Source organism: Bradyrhizobium sp. ma5, from assembly GCF_042258955.1.
In the GTDB taxonomy this organism is placed as follows: Bacteria; Pseudomonadota; Alphaproteobacteria; order Rhizobiales; family Xanthobacteraceae; genus Bradyrhizobium.
In genome coordinates this window covers 5,963,324-5,980,683 of record NZ_CP170156.1, presented here as the reverse complement: position 1 = coordinate 5,980,683, position 17,360 = coordinate 5,963,324, and the positions used below count along the sequence as shown (strand labels likewise).

The 17,360-nt window shown below is 64.8% G+C and carries 14 protein-coding genes; 9 read left to right on the top strand and 5 right to left on the bottom strand.

Features of this window, described 5'->3' with window-relative positions; genetic code table 11:
• Window positions 1–75: 75 nt before the first annotated feature.
• The 5 genes from ACE103_RS28040 to ACE103_RS28020 are packed head-to-tail and all read left to right on the top strand — an operon-like array spanning window position 76 to window position 4,580.
• Window positions 76–945 carry a branched-chain amino acid ABC transporter permease gene (locus ACE103_RS28040; RefSeq protein ID WP_375775686.1) on the top strand — a complete coding sequence of 290 codons (870 nt, stop codon included), beginning with the start codon at window positions 76–78 and terminating at the stop codon, window positions 943–945.
• 7 nt (window positions 946–952) lie between these two features.
• Window positions 953–1,984 carry a branched-chain amino acid ABC transporter permease gene (locus ACE103_RS28035; protein ID WP_375775685.1) on the top strand — a complete coding sequence of 344 codons (1,032 nt, stop codon included), beginning with the start codon at window positions 953–955 and terminating at the stop codon, window positions 1,982–1,984.
• Complete coding sequence (locus tag ACE103_RS28030) at window positions 1,981–2,733, top strand: ABC transporter ATP-binding protein (RefSeq protein ID WP_375775684.1); 753 nt, start codon at window positions 1,981–1,983, stop codon at window positions 2,731–2,733. Before ACE103_RS28035 ends, ACE103_RS28030 begins: the two co-directional genes overlap by 4 nt.
• Entirely contained in the window at window positions 2,726–3,442 is a 717-nt protein-coding gene (locus tag ACE103_RS28025) for an ABC transporter ATP-binding protein (RefSeq protein WP_375775683.1), read from the top strand. The genes ACE103_RS28030 and ACE103_RS28025 overlap by 8 nt, the downstream gene beginning before the upstream one ends.
• A 19-nt stretch (window positions 3,443–3,461) precedes the next feature.
• The gene (locus tag ACE103_RS28020) at window positions 3,462–4,580 is read left to right on the top strand and encodes a cobalamin-independent methionine synthase II family protein (RefSeq protein ID WP_342727975.1); all 1,119 of its coding nucleotides are present in this window, start codon (window positions 3,462–3,464) and stop codon (window positions 4,578–4,580) included.
• Window positions 4,581–4,699: 119 nt separating this feature from the next.
• On the opposite strand, the gene ACE103_RS28015 is transcribed toward ACE103_RS28020, so the two are convergent.
• A complete protein-coding gene (locus ACE103_RS28015) occupies window positions 4,700–6,427 on the bottom strand; it encodes a caspase family protein (protein WP_375775682.1) in 1,728 nt (575 codons plus the stop codon).
• Window positions 6,428–6,609: 182 nt separating this feature from the next.
• On the opposite strand from ACE103_RS28015, the gene ACE103_RS28010 reads away from it, so the two are divergent.
• From ACE103_RS28010 to ahcY, 3 genes are all read left to right on the top strand, one after another.
• The gene (locus ACE103_RS28010) at window positions 6,610–7,965 is read left to right on the top strand and encodes a hypothetical protein (protein ID WP_092115496.1); all 1,356 of its coding nucleotides are present in this window, start codon (window positions 6,610–6,612) and stop codon (window positions 7,963–7,965) included.
• 60 nt (window positions 7,966–8,025) lie between these two features.
• Window positions 8,026–9,222, top strand: a complete 1,197-nt coding sequence (gene metK, locus ACE103_RS28005) for a methionine adenosyltransferase (protein ID WP_223969238.1) — start codon at window positions 8,026–8,028, stop codon at window positions 9,220–9,222.
• 126 nt (window positions 9,223–9,348) lie between these two features.
• Window positions 9,349–10,776, top strand: coding sequence for an adenosylhomocysteinase (gene ahcY / locus ACE103_RS28000; RefSeq protein WP_375775681.1), 1,428 nt, complete (start codon window positions 9,349–9,351; stop codon window positions 10,774–10,776).
• Between the two features lie 414 nt (window positions 10,777–11,190).
• Here the strand turns inward: ahcY and ACE103_RS27995 are convergent, their stop codons facing one another.
• From ACE103_RS27995 to ACE103_RS27980, 4 genes are read right to left on the bottom strand one after another with little or no spacing between them, the layout of a single operon-like run.
• Window positions 11,191–11,985, bottom strand: coding sequence for an IclR family transcriptional regulator (locus ACE103_RS27995; RefSeq protein WP_375775680.1), 795 nt, complete (start codon window positions 11,983–11,985; stop codon window positions 11,191–11,193).
• A gap of 29 nt (window positions 11,986–12,014) precedes the next feature.
• On the bottom strand, window positions 12,015–12,779 hold the full coding sequence (locus ACE103_RS27990) for an SDR family NAD(P)-dependent oxidoreductase (protein WP_375775679.1): 765 nt from the start codon (window positions 12,777–12,779) through the stop codon (window positions 12,015–12,017).
• Window positions 12,776–14,503 (bottom strand): FAD-dependent oxidoreductase, encoded by a 1,728-nt coding sequence (locus ACE103_RS27985; RefSeq protein WP_375775678.1) that lies wholly within the window; start codon window positions 14,501–14,503, stop codon window positions 12,776–12,778. Before ACE103_RS27985 ends, ACE103_RS27990 begins: the two co-directional genes overlap by 4 nt.
• 10 nt (window positions 14,504–14,513) lie before the next feature.
• Complete coding sequence (locus tag ACE103_RS27980; protein ID WP_375775677.1) at window positions 14,514–15,716, bottom strand: ABC transporter substrate-binding protein; 1,203 nt, start codon at window positions 15,714–15,716, stop codon at window positions 14,514–14,516.
• A 358-nt stretch (window positions 15,717–16,074) separates the two neighbouring features.
• Between ACE103_RS27980 and ACE103_RS27975 the strand changes: the two genes are divergently transcribed.
• Window positions 16,075–17,004: an aspartyl/asparaginyl beta-hydroxylase domain-containing protein gene (locus ACE103_RS27975; protein ID WP_375775676.1), complete on the top strand. Its 930-nt coding sequence runs from the start codon at window positions 16,075–16,077 to the stop codon at window positions 17,002–17,004.
• Window positions 17,005–17,360: the final 356 nt, after the last annotated feature.

Sequence of the window (17,360 nt, the reverse complement as noted above, 5' to 3'; positions counted from 1 at the left end):
ATGGCCGGGACGAGTCCGGCCATGACGATCCTGTTGACGTGGTGTCGTTTGCGCCCTCTCGCTTAAGCTGACTTCATGGCCTCAATTCTCACCAATTTGTTCGACGGCGTCGCCTACGGCATGCTGCTGTTCGTGCTGGCCTGCGGGCTTGCGGTGACGCTCGGACTGATGAACTTCGTCAACCTCGCGCATGGCGCCTTCGCGATGGCCGGCGGCTACATCTGCGCCGTGCTGGTCAATAATTCCGGCTGGCCGTTCTTCGCAGCGTTGCCGCTTGCCTTTGTCGGGAGTGCCGCGATCGGCGTCGCGCTGGAGCGCACGCTGTACCGCCATCTATATGCCCGCAGCCATCTCGACCAGGTACTGTTCTCGATCGGCTTGGTGTTCATGTCGGTCGCGGCGGTCGACTACATCATGGGATCGTCGCGGGTCTTCATCAAATTGCCGGCGGTGCTGGAAGGGCAGATCGATCTGTTCGGCGTCGGCATCGGACGCTACCGGCTGATGATCGTCGTGATCTGCGGCCTGCTGACGCTGGCGCTGCAGCTCATCCTCGCCAAGACGCGGTTCGGCAGCCGCCTGCGCGCCGCGGTCGACGATCCGCGCGCCGCGATCGGGCTCGGCATCAACGTGCCGCAGGTGTTCGCGTTCACCTTCGCCTTCGGCTGCGGCCTCGCCGGGCTCGGCGGCGCGCTGAGCGCGGAGATCCTCGGGCTCGATCCGTACTTCCCGCTGAAGTTCATGATCTACTTCCTGATCGTCGTGACGGTCGGCGGCTCCTCCTCGATCACCGGGCCGTTCCTGGCCTCGCTGCTGCTCGGCATCGCCGACGTCGCCGGCAAGTATTACGTGCCCAAGGTCGGGCCCTTCGTGATCTACACTGTCATGATCGTGATCCTGCTCTGGCGCCCGAACGGTCTGTTCGGCCGCACCGCGGCGCGGTGAGACTGATATGACCGCGCTGTCCGACGTCTCCACTCACGCGATGGCCAGCGCGCGCTGGCGGATCAGCGAGGTCGCCTTCTGGGTGCTGGCGCTCGCCTGTGCGTTCCTGTTCCCGTCGCGCTATCTGATCATGACCGACATCGTGCGGCTCGGCCTGTTCGCGCTCTCGCTCGACCTGATCCTCGGTTATGCTGGCATCGTCTCGCTCGGCCATGCGGCGTTCTTCGGCGTCGGTGCGTATTCGGCCGGCTTGCTGGCGCTGCACGGCATCATCAACGAGCCGGTCATTGCGCTGGTCGCCGCCGGTCTCGTTGCGGCGGTGCTCGGCTTTCTGACCAGCTTCCTCGTCATCCGCGGCGTCGACCTGACCCGGCTGATGGTGACGCTCGGCATCGCGCTGCTGCTGGAAGCGCTCGCCGAACGCTTCTCGGATGTCACCGGCGGCACTGACGGCCTGCAGGGCATCGAGATGCAGCCGATCCTCGGGCTGTTTGCCTTCGATATGTTCGGCAAGACCGGGTTGTTCTACTCGCTCATCGTGCTGTTCATCCTGTTCCTGTTTGCCCGTCGCGTGGTGCATTCGCCGTTCGGCCTGTCGCTGCGCGCGATCAGGAACAATCCGCTGCGCGCGGCCGCGATCGGCATACCGGTCAACCGTCGTCTGATCGCGGTCTATGCGCTCGCCGCCTTCTATGCCGGGATCGCCGGCGCGCTGTTCACCCAGACCACGGCGTTGGCCTCGCTCGACGTGTTTTCCTTCGAGCGCTCCGCCGATTTGATGCTGGTGCTCGTGATCGGCGGCACCGGCTATCTCTATGGCGGCCTGATTGGCGCCGTCGTGTTCAAGATGCTGCAGGAGCTGTTTCAGAGCATCACCCCGCAATACTGGCTGTTCTGGATCGGTCTCGTGCTGGTCGTGATCGTGATGGTCGGCCGCGCGCGCATCCACCGCTGGGTGCTGTTCGTGCCGAACCTGATCATCCGCCAGTTCGCCGGCCGCAAGGCCGCCGTAGCCATGCCCGAGGGCGACGCGCCATGACGATCGCGCTCGAAACCCGCGGCCTCGAGAAAGCCTTCGGCGGCCTTCGCGTCACCCGCGACCTCTCGCTGAAGGTGATGCAGGGCGCCCGCCACGCGCTAATCGGACCGAATGGCGCCGGCAAGACCACCGTCATCAATCAGCTCACCGGCGTGCTGATGCCGAACAGCGGACGCATCCTCCTCGAAGGCAGCGACATCACCGGCCTCTCCGTGCACAGGCGGGTGCTGCGCGGGCTGTCGCGCACCTTCCAGATCAACCAGCTTTATGCCGACCTGACCCCGCTCGAAACCATCGGGCTTGCGGTCTCCGAACGGATGGGCCGCGGCGGCGACTGGTGGCGGCGGATGGGAACGCGTAGCGACGTCAACACCGAGATCGCCGAGATCCTGTCGCGCTTCCATCTGCTCGATGTGATGACCGAGCTCACCTCGACATTGCCCTACGGCAAGCAGCGCCTGCTCGAGATCGCGGTCGCGATCGCCGCCAGGCCGCGGGTGCTGCTGCTCGACGAGCCCGCGGCCGGCGTGCCCGAGAGCGAGCGCCACGATATCCTGGCGGCGGTCGCGGCGCTGCCGCGCGACGTCACGGTGCTGCTGATCGAGCACGATATGGATCTGGTGTTCTCCTTCGCCGACCGCATTTCGGTGCTGGTCAATGGCGGCCTGCTCACCGAGGGTGCGCCCGACGAGGTCGCGCGCGATCCGCAGGTGAGGGCGGTCTATCTCGGCGAGGCCGCCGATGCCTGACCTGCTCTCCATCAAGGGCTTGCGCGCCGGGTACGGCGAGGCGGTGGTGCTGCCTGACATGTCGCTGGCGCTTGCCGAGGGACAGGTGCTCGCGCTGCTCGGCCGCAACGGCACCGGCAAGACCACGCTGATCAATTCGATCGTCGGCATCGTCAGGCGCCTCAGTGGCAGCGTCGTACTTGCGGGCCAAGACATCACGGCGCTGCGGCCCGACCAGCGCGCCCGCGCCGGGATCGGCTGGGTACCGCAGGAGCGCAACATCTTCCGCTCGCTGACGGTGGAAGAGAACATGACCGCGGTGGCGCAGCCCGGGCCGTGGACGGTCGAGCGGGTGTATGAGATGTTTCCGCGGCTGAAGGAGCGGCGCGGCAATTTCGGCAACCAGCTGTCGGGCGGCGAGCAGCAGATGCTGGCGATCGGCCGCGCGCTGACGTTGAACCCGAGGGTGCTGCTGCTCGACGAGCCGACCGAGGGCCTCGCGCCGATCATCGTTGAGGAATTGTTAAAGGCGATCGGGACTATCACGCGCTCGGGTGGCATCTGCTCGATCATCGTCGAGCAGAATGCACAAAAGATTCTCGGGCTCGCCGACCGCGTTGTGATATTGGAACGCGGGACGATCGTGCACGATGCAGCAAGCAGCGCGCTGAAGGCCGATCCCGCCGTCCTCGAGCGCCATCTCGGCGTCGCCGGGACCAAAAAACACTGACGCCCTCAGGGAGTTCACCATGCAGCGAACCAAGCCACCGTTCCGCGCCGACGAGGTCGGCAGCCTGTTGCGTCCGCCGAAGATCAAGGAAGCGCGCGCCAGGCTGGAGAAGGGCGAGATCTCGGCCGACGAGCTGCGCAAGATCGAGGACATGGAGATCGAAAAGGTCGTGCACAAGCAGGCCTCGGTCGGCCTCAAGCTTGCGACCGACGGCGAGTTCCGCCGCTCCTGGTGGCACTTCGATTTCCTCAGTCATCTGACCGGCTGCGAGCTGTTCCACCCCGACATGGGCATCCAGTTCGCGGGCGTGCAGACCCGGCACGACGCCATCCGCGTGATCGGCAAGTTGGACTTTTCCGATCACCACCCAATGCTCGATCACTTCAGGTTCCTGAAGAAGTACGCCGACCAGGCGCATGTCACCCCGAAGATGACGATCCCGTCGCCGGCGGTGCTGCACTTCCGCGGCGGCCGCAAGCTGATCTCGAAGGAGGTCTATCCGGACCTTGAGGAGTTCTATCAGGACCTCGGCAAGACCTATCGCAAGGCGGTGAAGGCGTTCTACGACGCCGGGTGCCGTTATCTGCAATTCGACGACACGGTGTGGGCCTATCTGTGCTCGCAGGAGGAATTGCAGAAGTCGCGCGACCGCGGCGACAATCCCGATGGCCTGCAGGAGATCTATGCGCGCGTCATCAACTACGCGATCGCCGATCGTCCGTCTGACATGGTGATCACGACGCATGTCTGCCGCGGCAATTTCCGTTCGACCTGGATTTCTTCCGGTGGCTACGAGCCGGTCGCCGAGACCATGCTGGCCGGCACCAATTACGACGGCTATTTCCTCGAATATGATTCCGATCGTGCTGGCGGCTTCGAGCCGCTGCGCTTCCTGCCGAAGGGCAACAAGGTCGTGGTTGTCGGCGTCATCACCTCGAAGTTCGGTGAGCTTGAGAAGAAGGACGACATCAAGCGGCGACTGGAGGAGGCATCGAAGTTCGCCCCGATCGAGCAGCTTGCAGTGTCCCCGCAATGCGGCTTCGCCTCGACCGAGGAGGGCAACATCCTCTCCGAGGAAGAGCAGTGGGCCAAGCTGCGGCTTGCGGTCGAGGTCGCGAACGAGGTGTGGGGGAAATAGGTTTCGCTCTATCCCCGCGTCATTGCGAGGAGCGATAGCGACGAAGCAATCCATCGTTCCTATTTCTGGAGGCATGGATTGCTTCGCTTCGCTCGCAATGACGGGGAAGGAGTTCTGCATCACTGCTCCGCCAGATAGACCTCCCCGAGCAGCGAGGAGTTCGACCACGGCACCTGCTTGCCCTTGGTCGCGGCGACGACTTCGGCGCGGACCCGCGTCAGCATCTGCTGCACTTCGAGGCCGGGCGTGCCGACATGGCGTGACAACGCCGCCGAGAACGGGCTGTTGGCGCCTTCGCCGTCGAGCGCGACCTGGCCCGGTGCGGTCGCGAACGCGATCAACGTGCCCGCGCCGAGCGTCGAGCCCGATCCGAGCGACGCGGGCGCGGCAAGGCCTGAGCCGGCTTCGATACCGCGGCTCGGCCCTGCGGACGCCACCTGCGGCGCCATCGGATTGTTGCGGCAGGCATCGAGGATCAAAATGTTGGTACGGATCTGATCGTCGAGGCCGGCCATGATGGTGTCCATGTCGACCATCGCGTCGGTCATACGGGCTCCCGCCTTGAACGCGATATCGACCGGCACAAGGTAGTTGCGGCCGTCGACCTGCACGCCGTGACCGGCGAAGTAGACCACGGCGATCTGTGACCGCGCCGCCTCGCGCAGGAAGTCATGGATCGTCGTCTGCATCGCGTCGCGATCGAGATCGAGACCCTCCGAGACGGTGAAGCCGATGTCGCGCAGGCTCTTGGCGATGGCGCGGGCATCGTTCGGCGGATTGGGCAGCGCCTTCACATGCGCATAGGCGCCGTTGCCGATCACCAGCGCCACGCGCCGGACGGTAGCTGCGGCCTGCACGCGTGCCGCTGGTGCGGCAGGAGCTGCTGCCGCCGGCGCTGGCGGTGCAGGCGCAGGGCTGCTCTCGGCAGGCGCCGCCGCGGTCTTGCGCGGCGCCGCGTCGGTCTCCTTCAGCAGCGCGAGCCGCACCTTGGCGGTGGCCTGGTTGGCCTTGCTGCCGGCGTCGGATGCCACGCCCTCGAGCACTGACGCGTAATCTTCCTTGGCGTGCGCAGCGTCGCCCTTGGCCTCATAGGCGAGACCGCGCTGGGTGTAAGCCGAGATCAGCACGCTGCCGGGCGGCGTCATGATGTTGACGGGCGCCTTCGCCTTCGCGAGCCGGATCGCTTCCGTCGTGTCCGCAATCGCGCGCGCGATGTCGCCTTTGGCGCGCCAGATCACGGCGCGGCTGATCAGCGGCTGCGGCAGCGACGGGTCGATCCTGACGGCCTCGTTGATGTCGGCGAGCGCGCCGTCGAGATCGCCAAGCGCCTGCTTCGAGGCGCCGCGGTTCTGATAGGAGAACGCCGATTTCGGGCCGGCCTTGATCGCGGCGTCGTAGTCGGCGATCGCCCTCGCGTAGTCCCCCTTGCCGCGATAGGCATTGCCGCGGTTGTGAAAGATGATGCCGCTCAGCGGCCCCATGCGCAGCGCGTCGTTGAAGTCGGCGATCGCGATGTCGTACTCGCCCTTGTCGTAATAGGCCGAGCCGCGCAGATTGTAGACGGGGGTGCTGGGCTTCAGATGCAGCGCCTCGGTGGCGTCAGCGATCACCTGCGCGTAGTTGCCCTTCTTGTTCCAGCCGACTGAGCGCCAGAAATAGATCGTCGCAAGCTTCTCGCCGGAAAACACCTTCAACGCGATGATCTTGGTGCAGGCGTCGATCATCTGGTCGGCCGGCGTGGTGTCGGTCGTGCAGAGTGGGCCGAGCTGGGAGCGCGCCTGCGCGAAGCAGGGTGCCGACCACAGGGTGGCCGTGAGCAGGCAGGGGATCAGGAGCAGGCGGCGCATTGGTCATCCAGGGGTAAGGGCATCACGGTGGTCGGCGGCGAGGCGGTCCGGGAGATTGTCCATGACTGTTTGGTGATTGGCCGTGGAGGGGGGTTCAACTGGTGGGAAAATGGTGATAAGACATCGCCGCACACTATCTCTGCCCACTCTTGTCCCACTGGCCGCTGCCCACTCCAGGCACCATGAAGAACGACGAAATCCTCAGTCAGATCACGGATTTCTGCCGTCACTCCGACATGGCGGAGACGACGTTTGGCCGCCGTGCCGTCAACGACGGCAAGCTGGTGCACCGGCTGCGCGAGGGCAAGCGCATCACCATCGATACGCTCGACCGCATCAATGCGTTCATCGCGACCTCGACGCCGGGCGGCGTCGCGCCGCCGCGCGGCCTCGTGGTGCCGCCGGAAAAGCGCGATCCGAGGGGCAATTTCCGCTTTTTCGAGAACCGCCAGCGCTATCTGCTTTTCGTGCACACCTGCAGCGAGAAGCGGGTGATCGCCGACCGGGTCGCTCTGGAACTGGCCGCGATCCACCCGCGGCCGCCGGCGCTGCGGGTATTCGATGCCGGGATGGGCGACGGCACGGTGCTGGCGCGGGTCCTGCGTGCCATGCATGGCCGCTTCCCACATATGCCGTTCTATGTCGCCGGCAAGGAACTGAGCCTGGAGGACGTCCGCCTCACCCTCGACAAGGTGCCCGACCGCCTGTTCGAGCATCCGGCGAGCGTCTTCGTGTTCACCAACATGTATTACGCCGAGGCGCCCTGGCTGACGCCCAAGAACTCGGCGGCGGCCGCCAGCATGATCTGGCACGAGGTGGCCCTGCGGGGCGCGTCCTCGGGGGAATTCGAGACCCAGATCGCGGAACTCGGACCCTTCCTGGAGCAGAACTGGCGGGCCAATCTCAGCCCCGGCAATGCGATGCCGATCTATGAGCGGCCGGTAGCGCTGGTGCTGTACCGCGACGATCACCGGTTCCTGCTCGATTCCATCATTCCCCGCGCCGGCCGGACCGAGGCCAATTTCGACCTGGTGATCGCCTCGCAGCCCTATCGCGCCAAATCCTCGGTGAATTTCCGCGCCAAGCGGATCATCGCGCCGCTGGCCCGCGCGCTGCGCGGCGGCGGGCGGCTGATAGGAATCCACTCCCACGGAAGCGATCCCGGACTTGAAATCATTCAAGCCGTCTGGCCCGGAGAAAATCCTTTCGCCGTCAGCCGTCATGAGATACTGCGCGCGGTGAAATACGAGCTGGGCTCGGCCGGCCGCGAGCTGAATTTCAACGCCTACGCCGATAACCGTTCGATCTTCCGATATGATATGGAAGCGCTGCCTAATGAGGTGACCGGCTCGATCGGAACCTCGACCGCCTTCGCCGCCTGGAACGCAGCAGTGTATGTCGCGCAGATCGAAGATGAGCGGTTGACTGAAACGACCGAAAACGGACGAGCTCTCGAGGCCACACGCGAGGTTCTCCGTAAACACAACGGGCTGTGGTTTTACGACGAATCCTACGTCATCTCGCGGCGACGAGACTGACATTCCGGGGACATATTCACCAACCAACGTCGGACTTCGACGAAACAAGGGGTTTGCTTGATGCGCGCGTCTTATCTCTTCACCAGCGAGTCGGTCTCGGAAGGCCATCCGGACAAGGTCTGCGATCGCATCTCGGATGAGATCGTCGATCTGTTCTATCGCGAGGGGCCGAAGGCGGGCATCGACCCGTGGCAGATCCGCGCGGCGTGCGAGACGCTCGCGACCACCAACAAGGTGGTGATCGCCGGCGAAACGCGCGGTCCGGCCTCGGTCACCAACGAACAGATCGAGGGCGTGGTTCGCTCTGCGATCAAGGACATCGGCTACGAGCAGGACGGCTTCCACTGGAACACCTGCGACATCGAGATCCTGCTGCATCCGCAGTCGGCCGATATCGCGCAGGGCGTCGACGCGCTGCAGCCGGGCGAGGTCAAGGAAGAGGGTGCCGGCGACCAGGGCATCATGTTCGGTTACGCCACCAACGAGACGCCGGACCTGATGCCGGCGCCGATCTTCTACGCCCACAAGATCCTGCGGCTGATCTCCGAAGCGCGCCACTCCGGCAAGGAGAAGGTGCTGGGTCCGGACTCCAAGAGCCAGGTCACGGTGCAGTACGAGAACGGCAAGCCGGTCGGCGTTCGCGAGATCGTGGTGTCGCATCAGCATCTGGTCGAGGACCTCTCGTCCAGCCAGATCCGCGACATCGTCGAGCCGTATGTCCGCGAGGCGCTGCCGAAGGAGTGGATCAACGGCAAGACGATCTGGCACATCAATCCGACCGGCAAGTTCTTCATCGGCGGCCCCGATGGCGACTCCGGCCTGACCGGCCGCAAGATCATCGTCGACACCTACGGTGGCGCGGCTCCGCATGGCGGCGGCGCGTTCTCCGGCAAGGATCCGACCAAGGTCGACCGCTCGGCCGCCTACGCCGCGCGCTATGTCGCCAAGAACATCGTTGCAGCCGGTCTCGCCGATCGCTGCACGTTGCAGCTCGCCTACGCGATCGGTGTGGCGCGTCCGCTGTCGATCTACATCGACACCCACGGCACCGGTAAGGTGTCCGAGGATGAGCTCGAGAAGGCGGCAGCCAAGGCGATGGATCTGACGCCGCGCGGCATCCGCACCCATCTCGACCTCAACCGTCCGATCTACGCGCGCACCTCGGCCTACGGCCATTTCGGCCGCACGCCCGACAATGAGGGCGGCTTCTCCTGGGAGAAGACCGATCTCGTCGAGCCGCTGAAGCGCGCGCTCTGACACTTGCGTCATTCCGGGGCGCTCGTGCGAGCGAGCGAACCCGGAATCCCCTTTCATCAATTCGAGATTCCGGGTTCGCCGCTGCGCGGCGCCCCGGAATGACCAGTTCAACAATAGGACGCTCAAATGAACGCCCCCACGAAGCCCGGCTTCACCGACTACATCGTCAAGGACATTGCGCTCGCCGATTTCGGCCGCAAGGAGATCTCGCTGGCCGAGAGCGAGATGCCCGGCCTGATGGCCACCCGCGAGGAGTACGGCCCCAACCAGCCGCTGAAGGGCGCGCGCATTGCGGGCTCGCTGCACATGACGATTCAGACCGCCGTGCTGATCGAGACGCTGGCCGCGCTCGGCGCCGATATCCGCTGGGTCTCTTGCAACATCTATTCGACCCAGGATCACGCCGCGGCCGCGATCGCCGCCGCCGGCATTCCGGTGTTCGCGATCAAGGGCGAGACCCTGACCGAGTACTGGGACTACACCGCAAAACTGTTCGACTGGCATGGCGGCGGCACGCCCAACATGATCCTCGATGACGGCGGTGACGCCACCATGCTGGTGCATGCCGGCTATCGCGCCGAGCAGGGCGACACCGCCTTCCTCGACAAGCCGACCTCCGAGGAAGAGGAGATCTTCTACGCGCTGGTCAAGCGCCTGCTGAAGGAGAAGCCGAAGGGTTACTTCGCGGAGATCGCCAAGAACATCCAGGGCGTCTCGGAAGAGACCACCACGGGCGTGCATCGTCTCTACGAGATGGCCAACAAGGGCACGCTGCTGTTTCCCGCGATCAACGTCAACGACAGCGTCACCAAGTCGAAATTCGACAACCTCTATGGCTGCCGTGAATCGCTGGTCGACGGCATCCGTCGCGGCACCGACGTGATGATGTCGGGCAAGCTCGCGATGGTCGCGGGCTTCGGCGACGTCGGCAAGGGCTCGGCTGCCTCGCTGCGCCAGGCCGGTTGCCGCGTCATGGTCTCCGAAATCGATCCGATCTGCGCGCTGCAGGCGATGATGGAAGGTTATGAGGTCGTGACCATGGAAGATGCCGCGCCGCGCGCCGACATCTTCGTGACCGCGACCGGCAACAAGGACATCATCACCATCGAGCATATGCGCGCGATGAAGGATCGCGCCATCGTCTGCAACATCGGCCACTTCGACAACGAGATCCAGGTCGCGACCTTGAAGAACCTGAAGTGGACCAACATCAAGCCGCAGGTCGACGAGATCGAATTCCCCGACAAGCACCGCATCATCCTGCTGTCGGAAGGACGCCTGGTGAACCTCGGTAACGCGATGGGCCACCCGTCGTTCGTGATGTCGGCGTCGTTCACCAACCAGACGCTGGCGCAGATCGAACTCTGGGCCAACAACAAGAGCGGCAAGTACGAGAAGAAGGTCTACGTGCTGCCGAAGACGCTCGACGAGAAGGTTGCCCGCCTGCACCTCGCCAAGGTCGGCGCCAAGCTGACCGAGCTGCGCAAGGACCAGGCCGACTACATCGGCGTCAAGCAGGAAGGCCCGTTCAAGTCGGACCACTACCGCTACTGATCTGCGCTGACCGCGATCGATGAAGTGAAGAGCCCCGGCGTCGTCCGGGGCTTTTTGCTGTGCTGACTTGCAGCGGCTCTCTCCATTCGTCGTCTTGGTGAAAGTTAGGACCATAGCCACCGCACTTGATTGTGAAGGGGATCGCGGCCCCAGCATCGCGCAACAATTGGGATTTGGGGTAGTGGGTCCTGGCTTTCGCCAGGACGACGATGAAGATGAGGCGCAATTCAAGATGTCAAACAGTGCGGTGTCATCACCCGCGCATGCGGGTGATCCAGTATTCCAGAGACGCCTGTGCTTGAGCCGAGAGGCCGCGGCGTACTGGATCGCCCGGTCGAGCCGGGCGATGACAGATGGGTGCTGGGACGCAGCTTCGCATTCGCACCGGGGAATAACGGCGGAAACGCTGGAGTATTATCCCGGCACCCGCACCGAGCCGTGCCCGAGCTGCCGCGAAATGTCGTTCGCACAATCACGTAGTGCGGCTGCGATCGCGCTGTCCCAGCCGGCGTCGAAGGTGCCCTCCGGTCCCATCGCCGTGATGACCAGCGCGACGTGGCCGGCGTGGTCAAACACCGGCGCGGCGAAGGCGTTGACGCCGGGCAGGGGATCGCCGATCGCGCGCGCGAGACCGCGGCTCTGCACCTCGGCAAGCATCTCCGTGGTCTTCGCGGTGATGGTCTCGCGTTTCGGATTGTAGCCGACGCCGAGGCGATCGAGGCCGCTCTCGAGCGCCGTCTTGACGGCGTTCGGCGGCATGAAGGCGGCGAAGGCGCGGCCGGTCGCGGTTTCGAGCAGCGCCACCACCGATCCGACGCGCATCGCGATATGCACGGGGTGGCTCGGCTCCTCGAGCCGCACCACGGTCGCGCCGTGGGTGCCCCACACCGACAGCGACACCGCATGATTGATGCTGTCGGCGAGTGTTGCGATCCGCGGCGTTGCGATCCGAACGGCGGACAGCCGGCGCAGGCTGATCAGCCCGAGCTCGAGCGCCAGCGCTCCGATCTCATAGCGACCGGTGGTCTCGTCCTGCTCGATCAGGCCGATGCGGGAAAAGCTGACGAGATAGGGATGCGCCTTGGCCGGCGGCATGCCGGCCTCGCGGGCGAGATCGCGCAGCATCATCGGCTCGCCGCTGCGGGCGAGCGCGCGGAGCAATTCTCCGCCGACCTCGATCGATTGGATGCCGCGGCTTTCTCTCGTCATGTCGCCCTGTCAGTTCTTCGACAATGTGCTTATACGGCGAGAAACCCTCCGTCGACCGGCAGGGTCACGCCGTTCACATAAGATGCCAGCTCCGACGCCAGGAACACCACCGGGCCGACCAGCTCCTCCGGCTGTCCGACGCGGCCGAGCGGCGTGCGGCCCAGAAAGCCGGCGAGCCGGGCAGGGTCGTTGCGGGTTGCTTCGGTCATCGCGGTTTCAATCACTCCGGGCGCGATCGCATTGACGCGAATGCCGTCCGCGGCAAGCTCGCGGGCCAGCGCCTGGGTGAGGAGCTTTACGCCCCCCTTGGACGGCGCGTAGCCCAGCGTATCGGCAACGCCGAGGAAGGAGGCGATCGAGCCGAGATTGATGATCGCGCCGCGTGTCTCGCGCAGTGCCGGCAGGAAGGCGTGGGTGACGTTGAATGTGCCGGTCAGGTTGACGTCGAGCACCCGCCGCCAGTTCTCCTGCGCACGGGGCGAAGAGATGCCCTCACGGATGATGATGCCGGCATTGTTGACCAGGATCGCGATCGGCCCGACCTCGCGCGCTACGTTCTGCGCGAGAGCGTGACAGGCTTCGGCATCGGTCACGTCGAGTTCGAACGGCCACGCTGCGCGGCCGCGCTGGCGAATGTCGGCTGCGGTCTGCTCGGCGCCGGCGCGATCGATGTCGGCGACCACGATTTCGGCGCCGTGCGCCGCGAGGCCGAGCGCGATGGCGCGTCCGTTGCCGTGCGCGGCGCCGGTCACCAATGCGCGCTTGCCCGCCAGCAGCGTCGCCATCGTGCTCATGCCGCGTTGCTTTCTGCCGCCGCGCCGGCGATGTGCTTGCCCGCGATATAGCCGAAGGTGAGAGCAGGGCCGAGCGTGATGCCGGCGCCGGGATAGTTGCCGCCCATGATGCTCGCCATGTCGTTGCCGGCGGCATAGAGTCCGGCAATCGGCTGGCCGTCGGCGTCGAGCGCGCGGGCATTGGCGTCGGTGCGGATGCCGGCATAGGTACCGAGATCGCCGACCACCATCTTGATGGCGTAGAACGGCCCGTGCTGGATCGGCGCGATGCATGGATTGGGGCCGTGCAGCGCATCGCCCTGGTAGCGGTTATAGGCGCGAGAGCCCTTGCCGAAGGCAGGGTCGCGGCCCTCTGCCGCGGTCGTGTTGAACGCCGCGACCGTCGCCTCGAGCGCTTTCGCATCGATGCCGGACTGCGCGGCAAGCTCGGACAGCGTCGCGCCGCGCTTGAGATAGCCGGTCTTCAGATGGTGGCCAAGCGGCATCGGGCGCGGCGGCACGCAGCCGAGGCCGTATTTGCGCAGCGTCTCGTGATCGCAGACGAGATAGGCCGCGATCTCCTCGCCCGGCTTCGCCGCCTTGATCATCTCCTGCACGAAGTCGTGGTAGGAGTTGCCCTCATTGGCAAAGCGCTTGCCGTCGCGCATCACCGCGATCACGCCGGGCTTGGCGCGGTCGATGAAATGCGGCATCACGCCCTTCGAGCCGTCCTTGCGGGTGGTGACCGAGACCGGCACCCAGGCCGCGGCATTCGGCAGCGAGTCCTCGACACGGCCGCCGGCCGATTCCGCAAGGCGCAAGCCGTCGCCGGTGTTGCCGACAGGGCCCGGCGAATAATGTTCCTTGCCGGTCGGCGCGTGCGGAAACATTTTCTGCCGCCGCGCGACGTCATGCGGGAAGCCGCCGCAGGCGAGCACGACGCCACGCTTGGCGTTGACGCGGATGGTGCGGCCTTCGCGCGCGATGATCGCGCCGCGCACCACGCCGTTCTCGACGATCAATTCGCGCACCGGCGAATTGAGCCAGAGCGGGATCTTCAGGTCGAAAGCGGATTTCGCCAGCCGGCCGGCCAGTGCATTGCCGTTGGTCAGCGTCATGCCGCGGCCGTTGCGCATCACGTCGATCGCATGCTTCGACAGCCGCTTGGCGACATAGGCTGCCGAGGTCAGCGACCGCGTCGCGCGCATGAAGTGGACGATCTCCTTGCCGGAGCCGAGCATCATGCCGAACACGGTGAGCTCGGGCAGGGGGCTGCCGAGATCCTTGATGGCATCGCCGAGCTCGTGGCCGTCGAACGGCCGCGTCACCATCGAGCGGCCGCCCTGCGCGCCGCCGGGCGCTTCCGCGTGATAATCCGGGAAGGTCAGCGGCATGTCGAAGCGCACCGCGGTCTTGGTCGTGAAGAAGTCGACCGCCTTCGGCCCTTCGGTCAGGAACGCATCGACGCGCGCGGCGTCAAAGCTGTTGCCGGCCTCGTGGCGCAGATAGGTTTTGGCCTGGTCGGGGCTCTCCTCGATGCCCCAGGCCTTGGCCAGCGAGGTGCCGGGAATCCACAGCCAGCCGCCGGAGCGCGCGGTGGTGCCGCCGAAGCGCGGCTCCTTCTCGACGACGAGGACCCTGAGGCCGTGATGGCCGGCGGTGACCGCCGCCGACAGCCCGGCGCAGCCGGAGCCGACGACGAGCGCGTCGCAGTTGTACGTTTCTTGCGTTTCTTCGTTGGCCACGCGATCGATCCTATTTCTTGAGCAGCGGGCACTTGGATTCGGAGACCGGGCGGAAGGCGTCCTCGCCCTTCACCGTCTTGATGATGTCGAGATAATCCCACGGCTCCTTGGATTCCGAGGGCTTCTTCACCTTCGCCAGATACATGTCGCGGATGACGCGACCGTCCTCGCGCAGCTTGCCGCCATGCACGAAGGTGTCCTCGATCGGCAGCTCGCGCATCTTGGCCATCACCTTTTGCGGATCATCGGTGCCGGCGGCCTGGATCGCCTTGAGATAATGCAGCACCGAGCCATAGACGCCGGTCTGGATCATGGTCGGCATTACGTTGGTGCGGGCGTAGAATTTCTTCGACCAGGCGCGGGTCTTCTCGTCCATGTTCCAGTACGACGCCGTCGTCATGTAGGTGCCTTGCGCAGCGTTGAGGCCGATCGCATGCACGTCGGTGTCGAACATCAGGAGGCCGACAAGCTTCTGGCCGCCCTGCACGAGGCCGAATTCGCCGGACTGCTTGATCGAATTGTCGGTGTCCTGGCCGGCATTGGCGAACGCCACCACATCCGCTTTCGAGCTCTGCGCCTGCAGCGCGAACGAGGAGAAGTCGGCGGTGTTGGTCGGATGGCGCACGCTGCCGAGCACCTTGCCGCCCATCTCGTTGATGAAGCGCGTCGCGTCCTTCTCGAGCTGCTGGCCGAAGGCATAGTCCGCGGTGATGAAGTACCAGGACTTGCCGCCTTCGGCGATCACGGCCGAGGCCGTCACCTTCGACAGCGCGTAGGTGTCGTAGGTGAAGTGCACGGTATTGGGGCTGCACAGCTCATCGGTCAGCGAGCTTGCGCCGGGGCCGGACAGCAGCGCGATCTTGTTGCGCTCGCGCACCATGTTGTGCACGGCGATCGCAATGCCGGAGTTGGGGATGTCGACGACCGCGTCGACCTTGCCGTTGTCGAACCAGCCGCGCACGATCTGGACGCCGACATCGGTCTTCATCTGGTGGTCGGCGGAGATGATCTCGATCGGCTTGCCGAGCACGGTGGGGCCGAATTCCTCGACCGCCATCTTGGCGGCTTCGACCGAGCCCGGACCGGAATTGTCTCGTCCCCAGCTCGACAGGTCGGTGAGCACCCCGATGCGCACGACGTCATCGGAAACCTGGGCGTGAGCGGCCGTCGTCATCGCCGCGAGAATGGCTGCCGCCAAATAATGTCTCATCATTCCTCCCTCTGGATGTCCGCATTCTCAGGCGGAGCGTCCTTCGATTAGGAATTATCTAATCAGTTTGTCAATGGCGAATTAGACGTGTGTGAATGATGTCACACGGTTGCCCGCTCGAATGTGACGGTGCTTCACATCTGGTGAGTAGACGCTTACATGGCTCATCCGGGATGGCATCGCGGCTGGGCCTCGGGCTCGCGCCAGAATACAGCGGCAATGCCAAGTCACTATGAAACAAGGGGAATTTTCGCGGACGGCGTTGCTATTCGCCGCCCGGGGCTAAGCCGCCCATCAAGGGTCCAGGCTGCTACGGGACGGTGTATGGAGAGCATCGGCGGGCCGTGATCATAGGCGGATCATGTTGAGACAACTCTTCGCGCCGCAGCTCGTCATTCTCTACGTGCTGGTGGCCTCTACACTCTACGTCCACTTCCGCGGCAAGCAGCGCCTGCGGTTCGCCCGCCAACTCGGCGATCACTCGACCTACCTCGCGCCCTACAATGTGCTGATGTATGCGGGCTCCGCCGTGCCCAACACGCCGGTGATTCCGGTCGAGCAGTTTCCCGAGCTCAAGCACCTCTCCGACAATTGGGAGACGATCCGCGACGAGGCGACTCGCCTGTTCGACGAGGGCTTCATCCGCGCCGCCTCCAGGAACAACGACTGGGGTTTCTATTCGTTCTTCAAGAGCGGCTGGAAGCGCTTCTATCTGAAATGGTACGACGACTTTCTGCCGTCGGCGCGGACGCTGTGCCCGAAGACGGTGGAGCTGTTGAATTCGATCCCGAACGTGCACGGCGCGATGTTTGCGATGCTGCCGCCCGGCGGCAAGCTCGGGGCGCATCGCGACCCCTTCGCCGGCTCGCTGCGCTATCACCTCGGCCTGGTGACGCCGAACTCGAACGCGTGCCGCATCCTGGTCGACGGCGTCGAATGCGTCTGGCGTGACGGCGAAGCCTTCATGTTCGACGAGACCTTCATCCACAGCGCCGAGAACAAGACCGACGTCAACCGTATCATCCTGTTCTGCGACGTCGAGCGCCCGATGAAGTACGGCTTCATGACCCGGATCAATCGCTGGGTCAGCCACAACATCGTCAAGGCGTCAGCCACCCAGAACGTCGACGGCGAGCATGTCGGCGCGCTGAACAAGGTGTTCGGCAAGCTCTACGAGGTCCATCTCGCCAGCCGCAAGGTCAAGGAATGGAATCGCAACGTGTATTACACGCTCAAATATTCCGCGACCGCGCTGATCCTCGGGCTGATCGTGGTGTCGGCGCTGCGGTGATGTGAATGCGGAGGGCGGATCAGCCCACCGGGTCCGCGCGAAGCGCGGCCCGTTGCTCCGCGTCATCGATAGTGAAGCATGGCGGATCAAGCCTCGCGGCTAATCCGTGCCTCGATCCCTGAATAGCGCTGGACAAGGACAAGGCCTGGAGCGAACTCCAGGCCTTGCTTCTGACGCGCATGGTTCCGGGGCTGCGGCGCGATGCGCTCAGAACCTGAGCATGGACAGTCCAGGGAGTGAAGAGCGCCGCTGCTCAGTCCAATTCGTTCGGCCGGATCGAAAGTCTGCTTCGTGCCGATGCGCGGCCGTTTCGGTGATATCGCCAGTTCCGCAAATACAAGCTGAGCCGCAATGGC